15 protein-coding genes, 1 tRNA gene and 2 pseudogenes are annotated in these 22,730 nt (G+C 61.8%); 8 read left to right on the forward strand and 10 right to left on the reverse strand.

The features are described from left to right. Positions 1–99: 99 nt before the first annotated feature. The gene (locus AW272_RS40500; protein WP_083958223.1) at positions 100–534 is read right to left on the reverse strand and encodes a winged helix-turn-helix domain-containing protein; all 435 of its coding nucleotides are present in this window, start codon (positions 532–534) and stop codon (positions 100–102) included. A 249-nt stretch (positions 535–783) separates the two neighbouring features. On the opposite strand from AW272_RS40500, the gene AW272_RS41935 reads away from it, so the two are divergent. Then, on the forward strand, positions 784–1,890 hold the full coding sequence (locus AW272_RS41935; protein WP_157518487.1) for a hypothetical protein: 1,107 nt from the start codon (positions 784–786) through the stop codon (positions 1,888–1,890). Positions 1,891–1,913: 23 nt separating this feature from the next. On the opposite strand, the gene AW272_RS11875 is transcribed toward AW272_RS41935, so the two are convergent. Together AW272_RS11875 and AW272_RS41940 are read right to left on the reverse strand one after the other, a co-directional pair. After that, positions 1,914–4,733, reverse strand: a complete 2,820-nt coding sequence (locus tag AW272_RS11875; RefSeq protein ID WP_066363765.1) for a TIR domain-containing protein — start codon at positions 4,731–4,733, stop codon at positions 1,914–1,916. A 13-nt stretch (positions 4,734–4,746) separates the two neighbouring features. Then, positions 4,747–6,168, reverse strand: coding sequence for a PQQ-binding-like beta-propeller repeat protein (locus AW272_RS41940; protein ID WP_157518488.1), 1,422 nt, complete (start codon positions 6,166–6,168; stop codon positions 4,747–4,749). Positions 6,169–6,915: 747 nt separating this feature from the next. Between AW272_RS41940 and AW272_RS11880 the strand changes: the two genes are divergently transcribed. The 3 genes and pseudogenes from AW272_RS11880 (at position 6,916) to AW272_RS41945 (ending at position 9,226) form a co-directional block, all read left to right on the forward strand. Further along, on the forward strand, positions 6,916–7,596 hold the full coding sequence (locus tag AW272_RS11880) for a hypothetical protein (RefSeq protein WP_083958225.1): 681 nt from the start codon (positions 6,916–6,918) through the stop codon (positions 7,594–7,596). Between the two features lie 342 nt (positions 7,597–7,938). After that, positions 7,939–8,951: pseudogene (locus tag AW272_RS40505) on the forward strand (IS5 family transposase). Between the two features lie 162 nt (positions 8,952–9,113). After that, a tRNA-Leu gene (locus AW272_RS41945) sits at positions 9,114–9,226 on the forward strand. A 905-nt stretch (positions 9,227–10,131) separates the two neighbouring features. Here AW272_RS41945 and AW272_RS40510 read toward each other — a convergent pair. Beyond that, positions 10,132–12,237, reverse strand: a complete 2,106-nt coding sequence (locus AW272_RS40510) for a tetratricopeptide repeat protein (protein WP_157518490.1) — start codon at positions 12,235–12,237, stop codon at positions 10,132–10,134. Positions 12,238–12,412: 175 nt separating this feature from the next. Here AW272_RS40510 and AW272_RS46305 point away from each other — a divergent pair, with 175 nt between their 5' ends. Further along, on the forward strand, positions 12,413–12,745 hold the full coding sequence (locus AW272_RS46305) for a NucA/NucB deoxyribonuclease domain-containing protein (RefSeq protein WP_083958227.1): 333 nt from the start codon (positions 12,413–12,415) through the stop codon (positions 12,743–12,745). Between the two features lie 73 nt (positions 12,746–12,818). Next, entirely contained in the window at positions 12,819–13,433 is a 615-nt protein-coding gene (locus tag AW272_RS11900; RefSeq protein ID WP_066363770.1) for a hypothetical protein, read from the forward strand. A gap of 1,383 nt (positions 13,434–14,816) precedes the next feature. On the opposite strand, the gene AW272_RS11910 is transcribed toward AW272_RS11900, so the two are convergent. The 3 genes and pseudogenes from AW272_RS11910 to AW272_RS46310 all read right to left on the reverse strand — a co-directional run. Beyond that, on the reverse strand, positions 14,817–15,725 hold the full coding sequence (locus AW272_RS11910; RefSeq protein ID WP_083958228.1) for a transporter substrate-binding domain-containing protein: 909 nt from the start codon (positions 15,723–15,725) through the stop codon (positions 14,817–14,819). Continuing rightward, on the reverse strand, positions 15,725–16,465 hold the full coding sequence (locus AW272_RS41950; protein ID WP_157518491.1) for a hypothetical protein: 741 nt from the start codon (positions 16,463–16,465) through the stop codon (positions 15,725–15,727). Before AW272_RS41950 ends, AW272_RS11910 begins: the two co-directional genes overlap by 1 nt. Positions 16,466–16,704: 239 nt before the next feature. After that, positions 16,705–17,745: pseudogene (locus AW272_RS46310) on the reverse strand (IS701 family transposase); the annotation flags it as partial. An 830-nt stretch (positions 17,746–18,575) separates the two neighbouring features. Here AW272_RS46310 and AW272_RS11925 point away from each other — a divergent pair. Continuing rightward, positions 18,576–19,043 carry a GNAT family N-acetyltransferase gene (locus tag AW272_RS11925; RefSeq protein WP_066363777.1) on the forward strand — a complete coding sequence of 156 codons (468 nt, stop codon included), beginning with the start codon at positions 18,576–18,578 and terminating at the stop codon, positions 19,041–19,043. Between the two features lie 79 nt (positions 19,044–19,122). On the opposite strand, the gene AW272_RS41955 is transcribed toward AW272_RS11925, so the two are convergent. Continuing rightward, positions 19,123–19,509, reverse strand: a complete 387-nt coding sequence (locus tag AW272_RS41955; RefSeq protein ID WP_157518493.1) for a hypothetical protein — start codon at positions 19,507–19,509, stop codon at positions 19,123–19,125. 195 nt (positions 19,510–19,704) lie between these two features. After that, positions 19,705–20,736, reverse strand: a complete 1,032-nt coding sequence (locus tag AW272_RS11935; RefSeq protein ID WP_157518494.1) for an SHOCT domain-containing protein — start codon at positions 20,734–20,736, stop codon at positions 19,705–19,707. A 554-nt stretch (positions 20,737–21,290) separates the two neighbouring features. On the opposite strand from AW272_RS11935, the gene AW272_RS11940 reads away from it, so the two are divergent. Beyond that, positions 21,291–21,869, forward strand: a complete 579-nt coding sequence (locus AW272_RS11940; RefSeq protein WP_066363784.1) for a dihydrofolate reductase family protein — start codon at positions 21,291–21,293, stop codon at positions 21,867–21,869. Here the strand turns inward: AW272_RS11940 and AW272_RS11945 are convergent. Further along, positions 21,851–22,561 (reverse strand): helix-turn-helix domain-containing protein, encoded by a 711-nt coding sequence (locus tag AW272_RS11945; protein ID WP_066363789.1) that lies wholly within the window; start codon positions 22,559–22,561, stop codon positions 21,851–21,853. The genes AW272_RS11940 and AW272_RS11945 overlap by 19 nt on opposite strands. Positions 22,562–22,730 lie beyond the last annotated feature (169 nt).

Genomic DNA, 22,730 nt, shown 5'->3' on the forward strand with positions numbered 1-22,730 from the left:
CAACCAGCGCGGCGATGGAGATCCGGCCGCCGCCTTTGGCGGTCACCGCCACCACCGGGGTGATCCCGCGTCGTCCCCAGGTCCGGCCCTTGGGTGATCTCAAGGTCTGGGCCGCCTCGTCTTCGAAGCAGAGCCAGGCCCCCAACCGGGTCGCGGTCCTTTTATGATCGGCCACTGCTCGTCCTTCCAGGCGGCAATGGCCTGTTCATCGCGTTCGGCCGCCCTGCGGGAGGGCGCCTGCCAGGACCATCCCGCCCGCCGCAGCAGGTACCAGATCCCGGCCGGGGTGTAGCCGACCCCGAATCGGCGGCGCACCACCTCGGCGATCCGGGACAACGTCCAGCACTGATCGTCCCACCCGTGCACGGCCGGTCCGGCCTCCAGCGCTGTCTCCAGCTCCGCCACCTGGTCCGGGTCGAGCCGGCAGACCTCCCCGCCCGGCCCCTTGGACAGCAGTCCTTCACGGCCGGCGGACTCAAAGGCGTGCCGCCACCGGTTGGCCGACATTCGCGACACCCGGAACTCCCGCGCCACCTGTGCGTCCCCACCTGCATAACCCCGCAACCAGTCGCGGTCAGCTCTCCCAGACCACCACAAGCCCGTAACCCAAGCCCTTAACGCTCTAGAAGGAAATTCATGTGTGAGCACCCGATCTTCGCATGAACCCCAGGCAGATCATTCGCTTCGGACTTTTTATAACAGTCCAACATCTTCGGACGGCATGTACGCGCACCGACTGTACCCTCCTATACGGGAAATCCAGAACTGAGGAAGGCAACTCGAATGACTGATGAGAGTGGTCATCACGGTGCGAGTGAACCCTCATCCGATCGGCGTCGCAATCAGCGCTCTGTAATCACACTGATATCGCTTTCTCTTCTTTCCTTGCTGGTGGGGTTAGTTCTAGCCATACGCATCATTCCCGCCAGCGAGGTCGACGAGCCAAGTCTTTCTCTTATGTCGCCCACCCAGTCCAGCATGATGCCATCAGGATCCCCAAGACTAGAAGGTGTGTGGAAGCTCAAATCGTACAAGGAGCCCGGAGTTTCGGAAACCGTCCAGAAAATCGGGAACACAAGTACATGGCTGTTCAGTGACCAATGCAACAACGGCACATGTAGCTACTTGTGGAACCCGGTGGAAGTCCAGTTACCATTCGAAGGCCCATTTCATCTCAGCCAGCGCCGGGCTAATCCACTAGTAAAGAACCAGCAGCTAGGTGGAGCGCTCACCTTGACGCCAACCCACAATGAGTATTCCGGCACAGGCGCCGCGTTCTATCTCAGCGGACCACTATTCGGACCCGATTCGACCCTGGAGTTGACGCTCACGCTTACGATCCAGGTGGTCGCCAGCACCTCTCGAGGCACCCTACCGCCCTTGGCCACCTCAATAGGCATTCGCGGCAAGTACGAAATCCGCAGGTCTAGGCCCTGCTTCAACAATTGCGGCAAGCTGACCGCGGAAGGCAAATTTCAGGCCAAGGCCACCCGAGTGCCGAGCGGCACATCGATGACCGCCGGGGATGGGGCGACCCCGTCGGCGCTGGCGCCCCTTTCCGGTATATGGTATTGGCGAAAGGCAGACCCCACAGAGGAAGTCGTGGTCGCTTTCACAGCCAACACACCATTCGCGATGGCAACGATGTTCGTCTTGCGAAACGCGTCAAAGACGAAGGATGCATATGCCCAAACCTGCAATGTCGTCCTGCGACTGTCGCGCACGGAACCCGATCTGCTGACCTTCAATACGGAATACAGCGCGCCCGACTGTGTGTCAGGTACCATCCTGTTCAAAACGGTGGGCAAGCGACTGCGTTCCGAATGGACGTCCGTGGTTCGCCATTCTTCGAAGCCAGAGGCATTCGGCGCTACCCTAAGTCGAACCTAGATATGCGGGAGGCAGGCTTCTACTCAGTTGCATACGCGCTCGAAGGGCTGTCCTGGAGCGTAGCGCCGCCACTCCGCCTGGGTCAGTGGACGCGTTGATACATCACACGCCTGTTTGAGTGGATCATGGATCAGGTCACGAAGATGCTCGATATTCCAGATTTGAATGCTCCCGTCGCCTCGGGCGGCAATCACCTGGTCAGCGCCGGACGTAAAGGCCACCGCAGTAACGGAATAGGTGCTGTCGCCTAGGACTGCAGCCTGAATGGGAGCCGTGGGATCGACGACGTCCCAAAGGATCACACTGCCATCCTCGCTGGCAGTCGCCATTATGGTGCCGGCGGGATTGAAAACCGCGGCGGTGACTTGCGCAGAATGCGCAGAAATCATGCTTAGGCGTAGCGGCCGCTCAGGATCACGAATGTCCCAGAGGATGGTCACCTGGTCGTTGCCGCTGGTCGCCAAAATTCTCCCGACCGGACTGAAAGTGATATCGAGGAGAAAGTCCGTATTCCCATTAACTCGACCGACGTACCGTGGTTCGGTAACGATAGAGATGTCCCAGAGCGTGACCTCGGTGGAACGGCGTACCCCCGAACCGACGGCGGCAATCCGGCCGTCCTGACTGATGCTAACTCTGGTGGCTGGGCTGTTGTCGATGTTGAGCACCGCCAACCTTCTAGGATATATCGGATTCGATATATCCCATAGAATGGCGCCCCGTGGAGCGTCATGGCTCTCTTGACCGACCAGGAGAAGCCTGCCATCTGAAGATATGTCAAAATCTGTGCTCGCACCCTGCTCGATATCCGCGATCGAGGCCAGCCACTTTGCCGACTCTCTGTCGCGCACGTCCCAAAGGATGCTGAGATTGCGCGCCTCCCAATCGGTCAGGGCCATATGTCCGTCGGAAGACAGTCGCATGCGCATAGTTTCGTCGCCGCCTCGACTGAGAACTGACCTTCGGGTAACCTCTGGGTGCTCCAGGTCACGGAAAGTCAGAGACCCTGTCCTGTCGCTTATCCACAACGTGTCGTCGTCCTCTGTGACAGCCAAGTCCTGAGCGTAACCCCCGGTAAGTCGGAACTGCTTCTCCATCCGTGGCTCCGCCCATGGAATGGTCCTCCAGAAGTTCACTTGCCCGTCATTCCCACCGCTCACGAGCATTGCTCCATCCGGGAAGAAGCAGACACGTCTCACATCTTGGGCGTGTTCGGCCAGTTGGGCCAGCGGCGCTGGTTCACCGGGCCTGGCGACATTCCACAGCGCTATTCGATCATCTCCTGATCCGATGGCCAAGGTATTCCCGTCAGGGGCGAAGGACACCGAATAGATTGGCGCGTCGGCGGCTCCGAACACCGCACTCCGCACTACGCGTCCGTCATCGTCTATGCGCCACAGACTGACATTGTGGTCGAAATCTCCTATAGCGATCAGGTGTCCGTCATCTCGCACGTCGACCGTGTTCACGGTGGACGTCAAGCCCGGGAAGACGAAGTCAGGAATGGCCTCGCTCGTCGGCGGGGAGATGTTCCAGAGCGCGGCTCTATCCACACCCACTGCGATGATCCGCCGACCATCCGGAGTGAAACGGACCTGGCTGATCGGACCGGAGCCCATTCGGAGCAACCCGACTGCACGTGGGTCGTCTGGCCTCCGAATATCCCATAGCCGCACGGCATTCGCATAGCTGTCCCCCAGCACGAATCCCGCCGTGGCCAGGATGCGCCCATCGGGGCTGAACGAAACCGAATTTGGAGAATCGACGGAGACTGCCGACAAAATCTTCGGTTGTGTTGGATCGGCGATACCCCAGACCAGCATCCGATCGTTGGAGCCAACGGTGGCGAGGAGCCTGCCATCAGGACTGAAGTCCACGCCGAGGGGCCAATCATGGCCTCTGAGAATTGCCAGTCTGTTCGGTCTCGGGCCAGTAATCCGCCAGAGGCTGATGCCGCCTGGGGCGTAGGCCGCCGCCAGGAGTGTGCCATCCTTGCTGATGGCAATGTCCGTGACGATCCCCTTCTGTTCCTCAAGCATGCCAGCGTATTGATTTTTCAGCAGGGTTTGGACCAGGCTGGCCCGGGCATTGGCGCTCGGATCGAGGCTCAGTGCGGCGGCACCGAGCAACACAGAGGTTCCTGCCTGCGTCTCACGTAAGCTCTCGGCCTCCAGGATCATGCTGCGACTCGTGGCCCGCTTGCTCTCAACCCTTGCGAGGTCCCGCTGTTCCGTAGCGGTAATCGCCATGCTGATAGCCAGTGCGGCCAGGAGACCCAGGGTTGCTGTGACCGCCAGGATGATCCGGCGCAGATTCCGTTGCCGGCGGCGATCCATGCCAAGGAGTTCGTCCTTTGTCACGCCATGCAACGGGGCAGCGAGGCGGGCCATGTCCTCGGCCAGACGCGCGCTTTTCGCCCTCGAATCGGTCGACCCGTTCATCCAACTCAGATCGAGATAGAGCGGCTCGGGATAGTCCGTCCTTTGCAGGTAAGCCGGCAGCGATACATGCAGATCGCCGCGGGTCAACACGATCAACAACCGATCGGGCGCCTGGTGCCGCTCCATCCAATAGTGAACTTCACGCTCCACCCATCGCGAAGCGGCAGCGGCCGGAGACGCGAGCAGGATGAAGAACCGGGAACTGTCCAGTGCCTTCTGGATTTCACCCCACAGGTCGTTGCTGACGCCGAGTGTTTCGTCGTCACGGAAGACGCGAACTGCCCTGACCTGATTCCATCGCCGACCGAGCCTGTGCAGCGCGCGGTGAACGTCCCGGGCCAGTTGTCTGTCGGCGGCCGAGCCGTACGAGATGAAGGCGTCGTATCTGAAATCGTCTCTCACGCCAGCGGCCTTCCTACGTCGACCGTGCCGCGCGAACCGAGCCATCCCTCCCTAGCCATACGAAGACACCACTCGTTCTGGCCCCGGCGAAGGCCGGAGCGCTGGAGGGCGTCCGCTTTTCCAACCCGGAGCTGGTGCATGGATACCAGTTTCGCTTGGTGTACATGGACGTGTCGAGTGCTCTTATCTGGAAGAGTAAATTGACCTCGGACTCAATGCGGCACCACCCAACCTCCGGGGGGGAGTCAACGAGAGGGCCCTTATCCATATCGAGGAGAAACCTTTGATCACCGGATTCGATTGCATATTTCGTGCGGTCGATCCGCAGCACGTCGCGATAGTCTCCGGTTGCTTTTCCGGACACGAACATCAATCCTGCGACGGCTCCCAGCCGCCATCTCCAGGTTGCGTGGCCGCTGACGAGGTCGAATCCCTCTAGTATCACGCTTGGTCTGACTAAGTCAGCTAGACGGCCCTCGACCCATACCGCCTTCCCCTGCTGCCGGCAGCGTACTGGGTGATCGACATCGAATTCCAGGTCGCCACATATGACCGACATACCGGACTTAGTCCAGAGGGTGCGCCCAGTATCTGCATCGATGCCAGCCGTGACAAACCTGTCGTCCAGTGATCTACTGACCCGCCCCCGATCTGATGTGGAGAGGGGGCGGACCATGCCAAACGAGCCCACGTACGTGCCATGATGAAGTGCGAAAGTCCAGCCCTGTTCAGGACTGACTTGGCGTTCGCCGAACAGCGCCGCATATGGACGGGACCACCGCACTGAGCCATCTTCGTTCAAACGCTCTAACGCGGTGCCACTGTCACGAAGTCTCTCGGCTATCTCCCGAACGGACTTCCGGTCATCACTAGTGTTGCTCAGCAACATCCGGCCCGTAGCCGCATCTATCATGATCATCCCATATCTGGGGCCCGCAAGTGAGCCGGTCAAGCAGATCACACGATTTTCATGACATGTCGCCGGAGGGGCCGTGACCCGGAGCCAACGATTCCCGAACCTCCATATGATCTTCCCGGTCCACGCGTCCGCCGCGACGAGAGCAACGTCCCCCGATGGCATATAATCCCCGGGCTGCATCCAGACGACCAAGGACGGCTTTTCGAGGGTGAGCACTCTAACGCCCCGCTCCGGTGCCACTTCCGACGGGCTGGCGGGTGACGTCCAGAGGATTTCGCCAGTTGCCGGATCAAGGCTGACAACTTGAAGTTGTCCGTTTTCTCCAAGAGCATGGAAAACGATCGCCCTGTCGGCCGCGACTGGTTGCTCGACAGCCTGGATCCGCTGCTCCCAGAGAAACTGGAATCGGGTAGATTCGCTTCCGGCCGATGCGGATGGTCTATCCCGTTGGCTCGGACTCCCGATCTCAACCGAACCAGCCGTGACCACCAGGGTAACGGCAAGCAGCAGAAGCAAGGACGCCCTGCTGCACCGAGATCGACTTAAGGGCCATTTATCGGTCACAGGCTCAAGGATGGCAGTACTGGCTCACACGTGGTCCGTTCTCGCTGAAGATGGCGAGTCATCAGTGATTCTGTGGGGTCTGGGTGCGATTTCTCGTCGGGGGCGACGCGACGGACCCGCTTGTTCGGTCCCAGGGGAGTCTGTCACTGTCTCGTTGAAGTGCGCGCGTCTGGAGTTTGAGAATCGTTCGGGTGATCCTGGGGCGTCCCACCAGGGCTACCGCAGAAACGGAACGTAACAGTCTCCCGTCACTCCGCACTTCTCACCGAATCCGTCATGACGCACTCGTCCACGCCCAAAGTACTTAAACAGACCGAGCTCTCGATCGATCAGCCCGATCCACTACATTCTGAAGCATTGAAGCCGCGTAACCGCTTGTACTTCTTCTGAGCCCACCGCATCAGGTAGGTGTTGACACATCACAGGAGGAGATACAACACCAACCGGTAGAGCCGACGCAGTACGTCATCCAGCCCGACACCATTGGATTCATCCAATGGGCAAGCTGTCTCAGATCGAGTCCGACGCGATGATGTATCCCGTCAGTAGCGAACCTGCTGACCCATGGTCTTCAGGGCCTTCGCGCTGACCGCAGGCAAGAAGCCGACATAGAGTCGGCTGTCTTTCTATCGGTCGAATGCGCCAGCTGATGCACTGGCGCAGTAAAGTTGTCACCTACGCAGCCCTCGGGAGTCGCTCATGAAACCTCGCATCATCTCGATCATGCAGCGACGCCCGGTTCGCTTACTGGCCGCTGCCCTCATCGGCGGCCTGGTCGGCTTGGTCGCCTACCAGGTCGGCCAGGCTGGGGGCCGCTGGGTGTTCGTCGTCACCGGCACGCTCGCCGGAATCGCCGCCGTCGCCGCCCTTCAGCTGTACAACAGAGCCGCCCGCCTGACCGAAGTAACCGTATCGGTGCCGCAGGTGAGCCAGCTGAAATTCGTGGTCAATAACGAAAGCCGCCAGGTCGCCTGGGAACTCTTCATCGAAACCGTCACACGGGTCTCCACCCAGCCACTGGACGATGACGATGGGCTAATCCGGGAGGCGATGAACTCCTTATACGGGCTGTTCGCCATCACCAGAGACGTACTTAAGGCCAGTCGGCCTTCCGTGCCGGCCTCCGGGGACCAAACGGTCGAACATTTCGCGATTACTATGCTCAATCACGAGCTCCGGCCATTTCTGTCAAAGTGGCATCCGCGGCTACGAGAGTTCGAGAAGCGCTCCCCCGACGCGCCGGAAAGTTCCTGGCCGGACAACGCGGAATGCCGGACGGAACTGCGGGGGATCCAGGCAGCCATGCGCACATATGCGCTAGGATACGCCGAACTGGCGGGCATCAGGGATCCGACCGGAATAATTTCCACATCGCGATAGCGGCGGAGTGGAAAAGTCAACAGGCGGATAAGCTCCTGAGTGCGCAGTGACTGGTGCATCCCCCATAAAGTCGGCGCTGCCACCGCTGTTCGCCATCGCCGCAACATCTTTGAGGGAGTCCCTCCGCGTCAGCCCTTTCGCCCGCGGCGGCTCCGACTACCAATCCAGATCGCCCGTCTCACTACACCAACGACTATGGCCGCGTCAACAATGTCCTCCGTCATGGTCCAGGGGCGCACCGACGGCGCGGTAGGCTGCGAAGTTCATCCGCTAGGGCCTGTACGGAGTTGAGATCAGCCGGATTGGCCTGCGCGCGAACCGGAGCCCTGATAGGTCACTGTCATGGCGCGTGGAGACCTCACCGATGACGAGTGGTCCCTGATCGAGCCTCACCTGCCTTTGGGTGAGAGGGGCCTGATCCCGGATCTGCGGCATCAGTTCAACGCGGTGATGTGGCGGTTCCGGACGGCCAGTCCGTGGCGGGATCTGTTGGTGGAGTACGGGCCGTGGTCGACCACCTATGACCGGTTCCGGGCCTGGGCCAGGGCGGGTGTCTTCCAGGACCTGATGGCGGCGATGATCGCCGAGGCCGCCACGCGGGGGAGGTCGATCTGAGCCTGGTCAGCGTGGACTCCGCCACGGTCCGGGCCCATCACCACGCCGCCGGGATGGTCGTGGACGGCGAGCTGGCAGCCGCGCTGGCCGAGGCCGCCGACCAGGAAAACTGGCTGCGCCAAAGGGGGCAAACCGCCCGCGATGACCTAGCCCGCCCGGACGAAGCGGCCGGCTCGCCCGGAGAAACCGAGGGCCGGGCGTTCCGGCGGAGATTACGGCTGCGGCATGCGATCCGGCTGAAAGCCGCCGCGCTGGGACGTTCACGCGGCGGACTGACCAGCAAGATTCACCTGTCGGCCGACCGGCGATGCCGCCCGCTGTCCTTCGTGCTCACGCCGGGCCAGGCCGGAGACAGCCCCCAGTTCCGTGCCGTCCTGTCCCTGATCAAGGTGCGGCTCCCGGTCGGGCGTCCCCGTACCCGCCCGGACGCGGTGGCGGCCGACCGGGCCTACTCCTCCCGCGCCAACCGCTCCTACCTGCGCGGACGCGGTATCAAAGCCGTCATCCCGGAGAAGAGGGACCAGGCGGCCCACCGTAAGAACCGAGGTTCCTGCGGCGGCCGCCCCATCCGCCACGATCCGGATCTCTACGAGCAGCGCAACACCGCCGAACGGTGCATCAACCAGATCAAAGTCTGGCGCGGCCTGGCCTTCCGCTTCGACAAGACCCCGGCCAGCTACCTGGCCGGACTCCATCTACGCGGCGCCATCCTGTGGATCCGGAGCCTCCAACCCCGCTAAAGATCCGAACTCCGCACAGGCTCTAAGTCAATCTAGGGATCCTTACTCAAACGGTGCATTGTCGCTAGGGCCGGTCGCCTCTCCCCCTTGGGAAGGAGCCACGGGAGCCAAATTGGGGAGCCACCGTCTTCCGGCTCCCTCAGACCCACCGCGCCTCCCTCAGGACGTTGATGCAGGTAAGAGGCTTACGAGTCGACTTAGCACGACCTAGACCGATCCGTGAAATTTCCCTGACACGGAAGAGGTCACAGGTTCAATCCCTGTATCGTCCACCAGATATTCGCAGGTGAACAGGGTCTCGGAGGTTCTCCGGACCCTTTCGATCTTTGAGGGTCGTGGGCCCCCTCAGTCGGACTGTTCCTGTGCTCCGAAGATCTCGTTCCTTGCCTCTGCGCTTGCGTGATCTCCGGGCTGAACTGGAGACGGTAGGCGGACTCTGTGACGCGAATGTCGGCGTGGCCGACGAGATCGGCGAGCGTCTCGATGTGGACACTGGCGTCGTAGCGCGGTCCCGACCTGGGTGGGGACCGCGAGGGTGCGGCAGGTGCAGGTCCTGGTGTCTCCCCCGATGCGGTCGGCGCGCCAGACGTAGATGGCGAATCGCTGGTAATCGAATCCGGCTTCGGCGCCGGGCCGGCAGCCTTAGCTTCTTCACCCATGCGACAACGTGATCCCATTGCAGGGCACGGGCCTCTTCGGTGCGGACGCCGGGCATTGGGCTGAGCACGACGTACGCGTACAGGGCTGAGGATTCGGCGGCTTGCAGGACGGCATTTGCCTGAGCGAACGTGAGCGCCTTGCTTGGGAGCGGCCGGTTATTCCCTCGGGCGCGGTAACGAGTTCGGCGACGTTCCTGCCGACGAAATCTCTGACCTCGGCGTGCCGAATGGATGCGCACGCTACCACGGCGGGCGCCTAACGCCGACTCGATTTCAGGGATGCGTCCCAACGCGTATTTCGCGGTCTGACCTGGAGCAAGGCCGATGCGCGCGGTACCCCACAGGTCGACGAGCGCCGATTGCACGCGGGAACCAGTGAGACTGATGGAGTGGAAGCTCTCCGGCCACGCGGCCATCGTGCGTTCAGCCCGCGCCCGGGTTCGGTGGCAACGTTGGACACACCACGGCAGCCCAAAGACCAGGCTTCCCGTCGTCGTTGATTTTCATGACAGGCTTTTGGGTCAACTGCCCCCCTGCGCCCTCAGTACGAGCGCCAGATTGCTTATGCTGGTCAATGTGTGTGGATGTTCCTCACCGAGAATCCGGCGACGTAATTCCAGAACAGCCCGGTGCTCAACCTCGGCCTCCTCTAATCGCCCCATACCTCCGAGCACGAGTGCCAAATTATTGCGACTTATCAACGTAAAAGGATGTTCCTCGCCCAAGACTCGGTGATCTACCTCCAGAAGGTCTCGAAATTCGGCCTCCGCCTCTTCCAGTCGGCCCAGATGTCTCAATACATTTGCCCAATTGTTGCGGCCGAACAGGGTCCATAAATGTTCCTCACCCAGGACCCGGCGGCATACCTCCAACTCTGCCCGATGCTCGACCTCGGCCTGCTCCAACCGACCCAGGTCTTTCAGTACGCTGGCCCAGTCATTCCAGCTGATGAGTGTGTCCGGATGTTCTCTACCAAGGACTCGGCGACGTACCTCTAAGACAGCGCGGTGTTCAGCCTCAGACTCAATTGATCTCCCTACTTCTTTTAATACGCCCGCCAGATCGTTGCGGCTAGTCAGCGTGTGGGGATGTTCCTCACCTAGGATTCGACGACGTATTGCCAATATGTCCCAGAACCCAGCCTCTGCCTCCTCAAGTCGTCCTAGCCGTCTCAGTACAACTGCGAGATTGTTCCAGCTGATCAATGTGTCGGGATGCTCCTCGCTCAATTCACGCTGCCGCAGATTCCATGCGATCCGGTATGCGGTTTCAGCATGTCGAAAACGACCTTGACGTTCCGCAGTGGCGGCGATCTGCTCCGCGTCCTCAGAACGGTGGATGTGCGCAAGAGCGGCAAGGATCACCGGTTCGTCGACTTGAGCGAGAGGGCCTTCAGTTTTCTGCCTACGGTCCACAAGGTAGTCGAATACGGTCACTCCCGCCCCAGGCGCGTTAGCCACTGGCGACAGTAATGCGGTGGTAGCCCGTCGTGGGCGTATCGCCCACGCCCACGCCTCTTGCAGGGACTCCGGCCGCAACCGCTCACCGCCTTTGGCCTCTAAATATGCGAAGTGGGCTTCTTCGATCAGTGCGCGCGGAGCGGGACCGGTGTAGCCTGCGCGGCGGCAGTCGATCGCTGCTGACACCAGCGCCGCCCCCCTCGGATTGACACCCACATCCCAGCCATCTTCGACATCACGGACCAGTTCTGGACCTGATGCCAGATATTCCGCGATGCCGAAGTCGGCGGCCTGCCGCACGGCTGAGGAGATGCGCGGATCCTGAAGACAGGCGACCGCTCCCTCCAACTCACCAGCGGTGAACAGACGTTCCAGCCGGAACGTACGTGCTTGCTCTAAGGTTTCGCGCACCTGCCGTCCGACTGAGCGAGTAGTGTCGTCAGCGTCCTCAGATGGGTTGGTCAGGCGCGCTTGCTCGGCACTGCGTAAAGTCGCCACGATCACCCGGTGCCCCTTGCCTGCGGTAATGCGAGCGATGCGTTCGCGGGTCAGGCCGCCCGTCCCCAGATAGTGTTCTAGGTCCGACAACCACAGCACCGCCCTGCTTTCGCGAACTGTGTACTCGATAGCTGCTGGGAGCGCGGTGCGATCGTGGGGAGCTATCAGCACGTGCTCAGGCAGTGTGGCGCGTACAGCCTCATAGGCAGTACGAGACTTGCCCGCTGTGGAATCGCCTACAAGTAGGACAAAACCTGTGTTCGCCAACTGCCCACGCACCTGTTCATCGACATCACGTGGTACATAGAGGGGAGGATCGCCGTCGGGCGCCATAGATAAAAATATCGCCGGATGCACACCTAGACGGACCGGGTCATCAATTTGGCCTACCTTCGGCAGTCGCCCGTCGGGTAGTACCAGGCAACCGTCTTCCAGCTTGAGCATGCTCTCGTCACGGCGGGCGGCGATCCGCCTGTAGCGCTCGCGCCACAGCTCAGAGACCGCCGCAACAGCGGCGACCATGACTACACCACCGCCGATCACCCACGGACTGCTGATCTTAAACGCAGCTATTACCGCTGACCCAGCCCCCAGGACCGCCAAGGTGATGACTATGATCAGCACTCGGTGTTCCCTTTGTCGGCTATAGCCCATTTCGAGTCCTTTCACGTGCGCTCAAGATCGGCTGCATACAGACCATCGGGAACGTTCCCTATATATCCCGATATCTATCTGTACTCGTCAAGCATTCCCGGGGAACTAGATCGTTTACTGAGCGTCTGGGAAGAGTGGATATCGGTCCGCACACCCTGGTCGCCGCGCGGGACCCCGATGCGCGGCGATCATGGCGTGGTGTTGCGCAATCGCCGCTATCCCTTCGATCTGGCCGACCCCAGTGTGCGCCGATCGAGCCGCTGTTGCCGCGCCGAACACCAGCGGCTGGCCCGAGAAGCACCACCGCTGCGAGCTTTCTCCCAGCGGGAAGATCGAGTGCGACGAATACCCGTTCGCTTCGACCATGCAGGGCGCCTATTACGCGCAAGGAAATTTTTCCGTCCTGGCCGTCTCGGCGGAACACAACAAGGGTGAAGATAGCCATGGAGCCGCATTGGGCAGCTTCTACGGCAGGACCCGCATCACCACAGGCGACCCGTTCTGGGTCTGGATAGTTCCCTAATTAGCCGATAGTCCGTCGAGGTGCCGGCAACTGCCGGCACCTCGACCTGCATATAAAACTAAAGGACAGGTACATGAGCGATCTCATGAGTTCCCTGCCGGAGCATGATCAGCATGGACTGCTGGTGGCGCGCGGCTTCGGCGAGGCTTTCAGCTGCTTATGGGTGGAGCAGGACAATCTTGACGAACTTGCCAGGCTTCTTCGTCTCGAACCGCGATCACGGCACGACCGGCTTCTAGCTGAGGAGGTGCCCACGATGACCGACCCATCCACCTACCTGGATGAGAAGAAATCCATCTGGATTGGATCGCACAGCCCCGGCTGGTCGATCGTGATCAGTACGCTCGAACCGCGGACGACAGGATTTCTGGTCAAGACCGGCAATCGTCTCCTGACGATCGGCTGGTTGTGGGAAATCCACGGTCTCCACGACCTCAACTTCTTCCGCGACGGCGATCTAGTCGAAGCAATTCCATCGTTCCCTAGCGGTGAACTGGATCCCGGCCCCGAATTGGAGCCGTTCTCTCTCGGACTGCCACGCGAAGGCGATGAAGAAACAGGCGAGGAAAAACTAGCCCATGCCTTTCTGACCATCGTCGGACGTATGACGGGCCGCTTCATCGATGACGACTGGTTTCTCATTCCCGGCAGGACCTATAACCATCGGATCAGCGAAGCAGATGCATGATGCGACACCGGAGGTCAGGGCTATGTGCGCGGGAAGGCCTGTCAGGCCCGGTCGGCGGAATGTGTCACAGGTCCCGCGTCTTTGTGGTGCAGGGATCTCAATGGCCGGGTGAGATAGGGCCGTGAGATACGACCGAGCGCAGACCTATCACTTGATTTGCCCGTTATAGCCCTTTGCCCGGCACCGACTGGCCGTGGCCGGGCTCCTCGGAATCGATCGGGCCCATCATGGTGTCGTCCTGATGGCCATTGAGACTCCTCTTTCGCCCGGGAGCCACGGGAGCCAATTCGGGGAGCCAACGCCTTCCGGCTTCCCCAGACCCACCACGACCCCCTCAGGGCATAGATGCAGGTGAGAGGGCTTACGAATCGACTCAGCACGACCTAGATCGACCCGCGAAATTTCCCTGACACGGAAGAGGTCACAGGTTCAATCCCTGTATCGTCCACCAGGAGACGGGCGACCCGTGGTCGCGCCTTTGGGCGCTTCCGCGGGTCTCCTTCGTTTGTACGGGGGGACGACCCCCCGAACCCCCCGCTGTCAGGGGGCTTCGCCCCCTCACGCTCCCCCTGGCCGCTTCGCGTCCCTTCGTCGCTTGCGCTCCGGGTCGCTACGCTCCTTGCGAAGGGCTCCGCCCCTCGCACTCCCTGGAAACCTCGCTTCGCTCGATTGCTCTCGCTTCGCTCGGGTGATCTGATCGCTTCGCCTCACGCACCGGACATCGGTGCCGGAAGCTATGGAACTTGACCGACTACCTTGCCATGCCGAGCGAGGCGACGCCCGTTGGCGGCGCTCGCCGGCACGGTAGGCACGGGCTCCAACGCCCGGTGCAGGACAGGGCGCGTGACCCGTCAACTCCAGCCGGGCCGCCTCGGGGCCGCGCCCGAGCGACTTCGCCCGTCCGACGGCCGCTCCGGCCTCCCAGAACAACCGATCACGCAGTTCCGCACGCTCCCCCGGGGACCGCTCACCTACGAGAGCAATCGCAAACCTCACCCGCCAGCGAGTCCTCGATCCCGGCGATCGCCATGACAGCGGCGGCGATCTGCCGGGTGACGGCCGCCGCCATCCCGGGCGACGGATCGGCGAGGATGTGCGCGAACTCCGGCGCGTCCAGGAAGGAGTGCCCGGGGACTGAGATAGGCGCTCGCGACGATCGCGTCGGGCAGCAGGTCGACGATCTTGAAGACGTAACGGGCAGGACCCAGCCACTCGGGCGTGAAGAGGGCTCCGCTGAGCCTCTCCCCCAGAGCCAAGACAACGGGCCTTAAGCTCTGGCAGGTTCAGCTCCCCGCGCACGCCTACCTCCTGCTGCCCGCACTGTGTAGTGCTGATGGCCTCTTGGAACAATGCCGGCGCGATCGAGACCACGAGGTCAGCGGGTCACACGCAAGAATCCAGGTTGTAGGGATCAGGCCTGTAGTTGTCGAACTTCAGGCCTGGAAATCTCTGGTTGAACGCCTCGGCCCAGTCTCCGGACGTCATGAACGCACTAAGCTCCTTTGTGAGAGTCCTGCACGATTCGATGTCGCCGCGGGGAATGCCGATTCCATAGAACTCCAACGAGCCGAACGTGAGATCTGGAACAACATACAGATCATCAGCATGCTCCCGCGCAAAACCAGCGAGGATCAATTGGTCGGTGGAAACGGCGTCCACTGCCTGGCCCTGGAGGAGCCGGGAGATGCACACCCCGAATCCTTCTTCCTCCGAGTAGGGAATACCGTATTCCTTGAGCTGCTTCGCGGACGTGCTGCCGCGCACAGTGCAGACGTCTTTGTCCTTGAGATCATCGAGAGACGAGATTTTATCTCCCTTTCTGATCATCACGCCCTGCCGGGTCCTTATGTATGGCCCGGCGAAAGCGACGTTCTGTCTGCGTGCGTCGGTTATCGAATAAGCGGCGACGACGAGGTCGACTCGGGGAGAAGTGCCGGCTCCGCCTAACATCATCTCTCTCTGCCCGACCGTTATGGGGATATAGTTCGGTTTCAGGTCGAGGCGATTGGATATCCATTCGACCAGCGCAATGTCGAACCCGCCCCAGGTTGCCCTCGATTGATCCAAGAGGCTCCATCCCGGCATGTCCGGGACGACACCAACATTTATCGAGCCACGGGCTTTGATGTCTGTAAACGGGGAAGCCGAAGTCGCCGAGGGAGCCTGACCACCTTCGGACGCGCCGGCCGTACAACCACACAGCAGAGTCGGCACCAGTATTGCCATGACACCGATGATCCGCAGGATTGCCATCTGATTCCTCCTTGTCGCCGGACCGATCTCGATGATCACTAATCCGACAGCCTGGCCTCGGCGAGACGGACATCCAGTACACACTCGGGATCGGGCACATGCAGAATGAAATAGACAGTCGCCTCCCCGAGGGCGCCTCGCAGCGATATGTTCATCGTCTCATTCGAGCGAATCCTCCCGGCGACAGGAGCCGGGACCCCCTCCTCTTGATCAAAGAAGGGATTTATTTCAAGTTCGGCCGGAGTCACACAGTTGCCGACCGCAGAATTATTCTTGAGTGCGAATCGCAGAGTCAGGTTGTCCCAGTCAAAGGGGGCGGGGATTCTGATGTTACCCGTGGAGCCATCGGCCATGCTCGGCCATTCGTTTTTGATCGACGCCCTGATGTCTCCGTCCAGACCGTCCCGAAACAGCAAGACACCGAGATAGACAGATATAACGATCGAGCCGAGACTGAGGACAATCACGAATGGACGGCGTTTGTTCTTCCTGTGCGCTCCCCTCCCCTCCTGAACGTTCGACTGTGGTCGACGCTGGAGAATCACGGCAACGGCCACGGACAGAATACTCACTGGCAGTCCGACGACCTGCGCCACGTCAGGAGCTTGGGGCCCCAGAAGGTAGAGCCATAGACAAAGGAGAGCAAAAAGGGCCGCGGCTGCCGCATAGGGCAGCACTACTAAAGCTGGATGTCGGCTCAATTCGATCTTCATACCTGAGGTCGGTTCATATTCAGCCAGATCGCTGTCTTCGCCGTGCGCATCGCGATGAAGAGCCACACGACCATCATGCCGCCCCTTGCGTCACATGGCGCACATTTCATGCGATTACGGCAGTCACTCGGCTGAAATCCGGACGCGGCGGTACCATCCCGAAGGCGTCGGCCCGACTTCGGCATATATAGACCCTGACGGGCTATCCCGTCTGTTCAACTCAGACAAATGAACATGGAAGCGACGAACGCGCCGGCACCACAAGGGACGAAAATCACCAAAGCACCCTAGTACTCCAGTAACACTTATAGATCTTTGAGTCGTTGTCGCTGGTAGTGGGATCGACGGGCTTGGGTTTGGTGTCGTCGTCGCTATCGGGACCAACGGCCGATGTGGTCGTGGTCCGGGGTGGGCCCGGTCAGCAAGGCGAGGAGTCGGCGGATCTCGTTGGAAGAGACCGCGATCAAGTCGGCCAGACGGGGTGCGGCGTCGGATTCGTTGTTGAGCATGGCTGGGTGACGGCGAGGTAGGCCAGGGCGAGCATGACCAGGGTGATGTGCCGATACCAGCCAGGATGGCTTCGGACCTGGCAATGGTCGAAGCTGATTTCATTCTTTCCGGCTGGAAACATTCCTCGATGCTCCAGCGGGTGCCGGCCACCGTCACCAGCCGGTTCAGTGGCGCAGGGGTGGGAGTGCGGCAGAGGAAGAAGGCCAGTTCCCAAGGTCCGCTGATGGGACGGCGGATGAGCAGATAGTGGATAGGGCTGATGGTGGCGGCCAGGCCCAGTCATAGAGTTGTTCATCTTTGGCTCCGTTGCCGCAGGACAGGCTTTGCCATCCGGATGCGGGGATCTTCTTGGCCATCACCTCGGTGCGGAAGATACCGACGGCGGTGGTCAGGCGGTGGGAGCGGGCGACGGTTAGGACGTAGCCGAGTTGCCGGGCTTCCAGGAACGGCACAGGGGTCCGTTGTCACCGCAGGCTCATCGGCGGTGACCCAGCCGAAGGGGAGATCCGCGATTATGGCGCGTTCGATCATGGTTTGCAGAAGCTGGGCTTTGCGGCGAAGGCGGTATGCGCTGGAACTTTGGCCTTCTGACGCATTGCCTCCTCCTCGATCCAGGATTGGCGTGGCAGGTAGAGCTCGCGGTCCACGATGGCGCGGCCGCGGCTGGTGGAGTAGCCGAGGAAGACCCCGATCTGGCAGTTGGTGATCTTCCCGGCAGTTCCGGTGTACTGCTGCTGCACCCCGGCCGAGGCGGTGCCCTTCTTCTCAAAGCCGAACCCGATGCACGGTCGTCCCTGCGACCCGTACTGAGAATTACCATCGACGCGGCCGAGATGAAGCCGTTTATCATAAAGAGCGCGTGGCACCTGAATAGTTAATGTGTAGGTCATTTGGCCGCTGCCCGCCCCAGAGGAAGCCACGGGAGCCAATTCGGGAGCCAACGCCTTCCGACTCCCCGAGACTCACCGCGACCTTAGATCGACTCGCGAAAGTTCCCTGACACAGAAGAGGTCACAGGTTCAATCCCTGTATCGTCCACCAGGAGACGGACGACCCGTGGTCGCGCCTTTGGGCGCTTCCGCGGGTCTCCTTCGTTTATACGGGGGGACGGCCCCCCGAACCCCCCGCTGTCAGGGGGGTTGCCGCCCCCTCACGCTCCCCCTGGTGTGCTTGCGCACCCCTGGCGTCGCTTCGCTCCGGGGCGCTGCGCTCCTTGCGATCGGGCTCCGCCCCCTCGCGCTCCCCGGCAAGGCCTCGCGTCGCTCGGGAATCTGCGGGCTTCGCCCCCCTTGATGATGTCGGGCCTCGATGTGGGGGACCCACGGGCGCGTCGGTACACCGTCGACCAAGAATGACACGTTCGCGTTATGGACGTCTGCACAGTTCAGGGGCGTTCTGGGGTGATCAGCATGTAGTCCGGCCCGAGGAGAGCGCCTCAAGGACGATGGAGTGAGCGCGTTCGCCTCCTGGCGTCGTTTCGCTTCGCTTCCTGCGACAGGCCGCCCCTTGAGCTCCCTGGCAGTCTCGCTTCGCTCGCCATTTGGGCCTTCCGGTGCCCGGTCTGAAGCATGCCGGGGTCCTTCGAGGTGTTTCCGCCCGCTCGCGCGGCTATCTCGGTGTGCCGATCGCGGGCAGTCCGCCGCTTATCTCGTGGCATGATCCCGCCATGGCCGATGTCACGCTTCGTCCCGTCACTGATGACAATCGCGCTGAAGTGACAGCTCTGAGAGTCACCTCCGTGCAGGAGGAGTACGTGGCGAGTGTCGCCGACTCCTTCGCCGACGCTGAGCGTTACCCGGAGGCGATGCCGCGTTACTGGGCGATCTACGCAGACGAGGCACCGGTCGGATTTCTCATGATCAGTGACAACGTTCCGCCGGGCGATCCGGAGATCCTAGGCCCGTACTTCTTGTGGCGTCTGCTCATCGATGCCGGGCACCAGGGGCGCGGGTACGGCCGAGCCGCTCTAGCCGCGCTGGGCGACTATCTGAGTACTCGCCCCGGCGCCATTGAGTTGCTCACCAGCGTGCATCCCGGCGAGATCGGCTCCCCGATGGGCTTCTATCTGCGCTTGGGCTTCCAGGACACCGGGGTCGACCACGACGGCGAACGCGTCCTGCGACTGCCGCTCTGACCGGTTCGTCGGTCCCGGGCCATGACGTTCCTGGCTGTGGATGCTTCTCTCACCCTGATGCCCGCAAGCAGTCGCTGCGTTATTTGGTGAGGGCCGCGTCTCCCCAGACGGCGGGTAGAACCGTCACGATGTTCTCGGGCTTTCCGTCGATGAGGGTCGCTTTCAGCGAAAGACGTAGCTGACCTGAGATGTCGATTCGATCGAAGGTGAAGGGCTTGAGCCGCTCGCCACGGCCACGCCAAGCGCCTTGCCCCAGGATCGGATGGTCGTCGTCAGCGCGAGAACTGCGCAGATGCCGCCCACGATCACGGCGGCGATCGCGAAGCCGCCGACGATGACCTGCCATCGCCAGTCCGTTGGCCACATTGCCGATGATCTGGAAGATCAGGGGAAAGAGTCCAGGGTTCTGCGGCGGCGGCGAATCCCGATGGTTCTCGTCCGATCTCTCCGACTGCAAATGGGTCACTTGTGTCCCCACCCTCGATGGCCGTCGCCCTCAGGTGGGTTGTTCGACGGTCGGCGTCTCATGTGAGCGCGACCCCGCGCAGGATGTCCGGATTACGCGTCGCAACGTGAGCGTCGCCGCATCCGAGGAGACAGTGATTGGGGTTGGTGACTCGCGGGTCACCGTGTTGATGAAGCCGAGAACCCCCTGTTTCCCTCACGGGAGGTACAGACGGCGGCCATCCGGGTTGACGAGCGCTGCCGACGGAACGAAAGCGGGTGTGGAGTTCGGGGGATTCCCCTCCTCGGTCTGCGTTTCGGAAGAATCGGCGGAACGCACGAAGGCGACGACGAGAATGATGAGGAGAATCGTTGCGATCGCGAAAATCGCGATCAGCTCACCACTGAACCTGCTGGGCGGCTGGAAGGCATCCGATTCCTCTCCGAGTTCGACGCCTGGCTCCTTCGCATCATCGGCCGAGGTCGCGGGGCGGTTGAATTCGACCAAGGCCGCCATGCCGGCCACGATCATGCCGAGTACGACGAACCAGAAACCGGGGCCGGTCAAGAAGCCGGCGTCAAACATGTGATCCGAGGACCCTCGCTGTTCCATGGCCGTTTGAATCCGAGCCAGCCAGATCAGGTACACGGCGATCGCCAGAACGGCCGCGGCGATCACTGCGAGGCAGGTCCTACGCCGGGCATTGGGGGTGATGACCGATCCACGCCACAGCCACAGACCAAGACCGACCGCCACAGCAGCCGCCAACGGGATCAACCACAGGTAGCCCATTCCGTTCTCACCGGACGACAACAGCGCGGTCAGCGAAGGGGCGGTCACCGCCCCTACGAAAGGAAGCGTGATCACAGGCAGCGCGAAGAACGAGATCAAGGCCGCCGTCGAGCCGATCAAAGATGTGAGGGCGGCCCCACTACCACCAGGTGGCGGCGTTCTTGACCCTCCTGGAGAGGAAACAGGGGAATGATCAGTGAAAGGCTTTTCATCATCGACGGGCGCCGCACGTTTGACCAGCCGAGCGGCGGTTTCGGGACGTCTCAGCAGTCGCTCTTTGGCTAAGGCGAACTCTTCATCGGTGAGGGCGCCGTCCACATGCAGCCGAGCCAGTTCCTGAAGTTGGAGCACCAAATTAGATTCTTCCATGGACAACTCCCTATGGACTCGATGCGTCACCAGGAACACGCCGACATCAATTGAATTACCTGGGTGTACAGTAGCCTCGATTTTCATCAATACACAAAGTCGGACTTTTACCTATTGTCCAGATATCTACCTTGCGCACCTTTTCGGGCCGATAAAGATCGGTTGATAAGTGCATAAAAGGTGCCGAATTCAGTTTCGGCGAGCAGTTCAAACTGGTCTGGAGCCCCGAGCCCCTGGACATCGATGCTGTGGGCACCGGCCAGCGCGTACGGTGGAGCGGATCAGTCGGCACCCTCAGGCGTTCACGGCTGTGTCACACCACGGGTCATTCAGCCCGGAACCGCCGAGCTGCGATGGCCTCCTTGAGGAAGGCACAGCGTTCTCCGCTTCCGACCGCATCGGATCCACGTAGCAGCCTTCATCGCCGTGACATCCGGTTTCAGTGCGCGAGTGGCTACCTGGACGAGCGACTGTGCTGATATCGGCGCCGGATTGGGGCGTCTCTCGGGCCGTCGTTTCCGTACAAGACGGGCACAGCGGTGCCTTCTAGCATGGGCACTCCGCTGCGGCGCGTCGGTGTGGCACTGCCATCCGTCGATCTGCCTGGCGGCCTTGTCGACCGATAATGAGGAGAACAGCACATGCGTGATCTGGTCTATACCGCGTTCGTTTCGCTCGACGGCGTTGTGGACTCCCCCGGCGGTGGACCGGGTGAGGAGCATCGCAGCGGGGGCTGGGTGGTCAAGGACATCGAGTTTCTGCCTGAGGCGTTCTCGCTCAAGGGCGAGGAGCTTGAGGAGACGACGGCGCTGATGTTCGGGCGGCGCAGTTACGAGATGTTCGCACCGACCTGGCGGGACTCGGAGGACCATGCCGCATACAAGGAGCTGCCCAAGTACGTGGTCTCGAGCACCCTGCCTGACGACGCCCTTGTCGAAGGTTGGGGGCCGACGACGATTCTGCGCTCGGCCGAGGACGTCGTGGAGCTCAAGAAGGGCGAGGGGGGCGCGATCTTTATCCATGGGAGTGCGGAGCTCGCTCGGCGGCTGTCGGACGCGGGGCTGGTCGACCGGTACAACCTGCTCGTCTTCCCTGTGCTGCTCGGCGCGGGGAAGAGTCTGTTCAGCAGCTCGGACAAGGACAAGCAGGCGCTGCGTCTTCGTGAGTCCGCGGCCTATCCGAACGGCGTCCTGAAGTTGATCTACGACGTCGTCGGCTGATCCAGGTCCAGGGCGATCGCGCCGCCGGTGCCCTCGCGGAGTTGTCTCGCCGTACGCCCGACGTAGCGGCGCAGCGCATGGGCCAGGTGTGGCTCGTCGAAGTACTCGAGCTTGGAGACGACGTCGGCGACCGGGGTGTCGGCGGCCAGCAGCGCCGCAGCCCTGCGGACGCGTTCGATCTGTCTCACGGCGCCTTGGGTGAGGCCGGTCGCCGCGCGGAAACGGCGTTCGGCGGTGCGGTCCGAGACCGCTAAACGGCGGCCTTGGCGGATCTCGGCGACGAGTGGGTCGCGGATCACGGCTCCGGCGCGGACCAGGCGGTCGACCAGGGCTTCGGCGTCGTCGGGGCCGGGGGTCTCCCAACGGAGGCCGTCCAGGCGGAAGGTTCTGTGTGTGGCGTCGGGGAGTTCGAGGCCGCGGTCGACCAGGGCCGGCGTGGGCATGGCCCGGAGGCGGGTGCCCACTGCGAACTCGATGCCGACGAAGGTCGCGCCTTCCGGCACCGGCGCGGTGCCGGTTCTGGTCTCGGGGCCGGAGATGCTCGCATACGCCGTGCCTTCGAGCTCCCAGAACACCAGACCCCAGCAGACAGCCGCCACCGAGGTCATCTCCGCGACCTGCTCGCTCGTGCAGGTCCACACGGTGTCGACCCACGGCGAGTCGGAGGCGCGAGTCTCGAACCGCAGTGCCACGGAAGAAGGATAGGCACAGTTCGCCGTCCACCCAATCGAGCTGGCGATCGGCCGCCCCTCCGACGCGTCCCGGTGTTGGACGACCCTCCAGCGCGGCATGAACCCAATACGTGCCGCAAATCGAGGCTAATCGCAGGCGCAGCGTTTCGGTTGGACGGGAATCATCCTT

The sequence above is a fragment of the Herbidospora mongoliensis genome (assembly GCF_001570545.1).
Classification (GTDB): Bacteria; Actinomycetota; Actinomycetes; order Streptosporangiales; family Streptosporangiaceae; genus Herbidospora; species Herbidospora mongoliensis.

Bases quoted from the DNA above. Each gene is read 5' to 3' on its own strand.
- AW272_RS41935 (WP_157518487.1), top strand. From the start codon at position 784: ATGACTGATGAGAGTGGTCATCACGGTGCGAGTGAACCCTCATCCGAT.
- AW272_RS11935 (WP_157518494.1), bottom strand. From the start codon at position 20,736: ATGAAAATCGAGGCTACTGTACACCCAGGTAATTCAATTGATGTCGGC.
- AW272_RS11880 (WP_083958225.1), top strand. From the start codon at position 6,916: ATGAAACCTCGCATCATCTCGATCATGCAGCGACGCCCGGTTCGCTTA.
- AW272_RS11940 (WP_066363784.1), top strand. From the start codon at position 21,291: ATGCGTGATCTGGTCTATACCGCGTTCGTTTCGCTCGACGGCGTTGTG.
- AW272_RS11900 (WP_066363770.1), top strand. From the start codon at position 12,819: ATGAGCGATCTCATGAGTTCCCTGCCGGAGCATGATCAGCATGGACTG.
- AW272_RS11925 (WP_066363777.1), top strand. From the start codon at position 18,576: ATGGCCGATGTCACGCTTCGTCCCGTCACTGATGACAATCGCGCTGAA.
- AW272_RS46305 (WP_083958227.1), top strand. From the start codon at position 12,413: ATGGCGTGGTGTTGCGCAATCGCCGCTATCCCTTCGATCTGGCCGACC.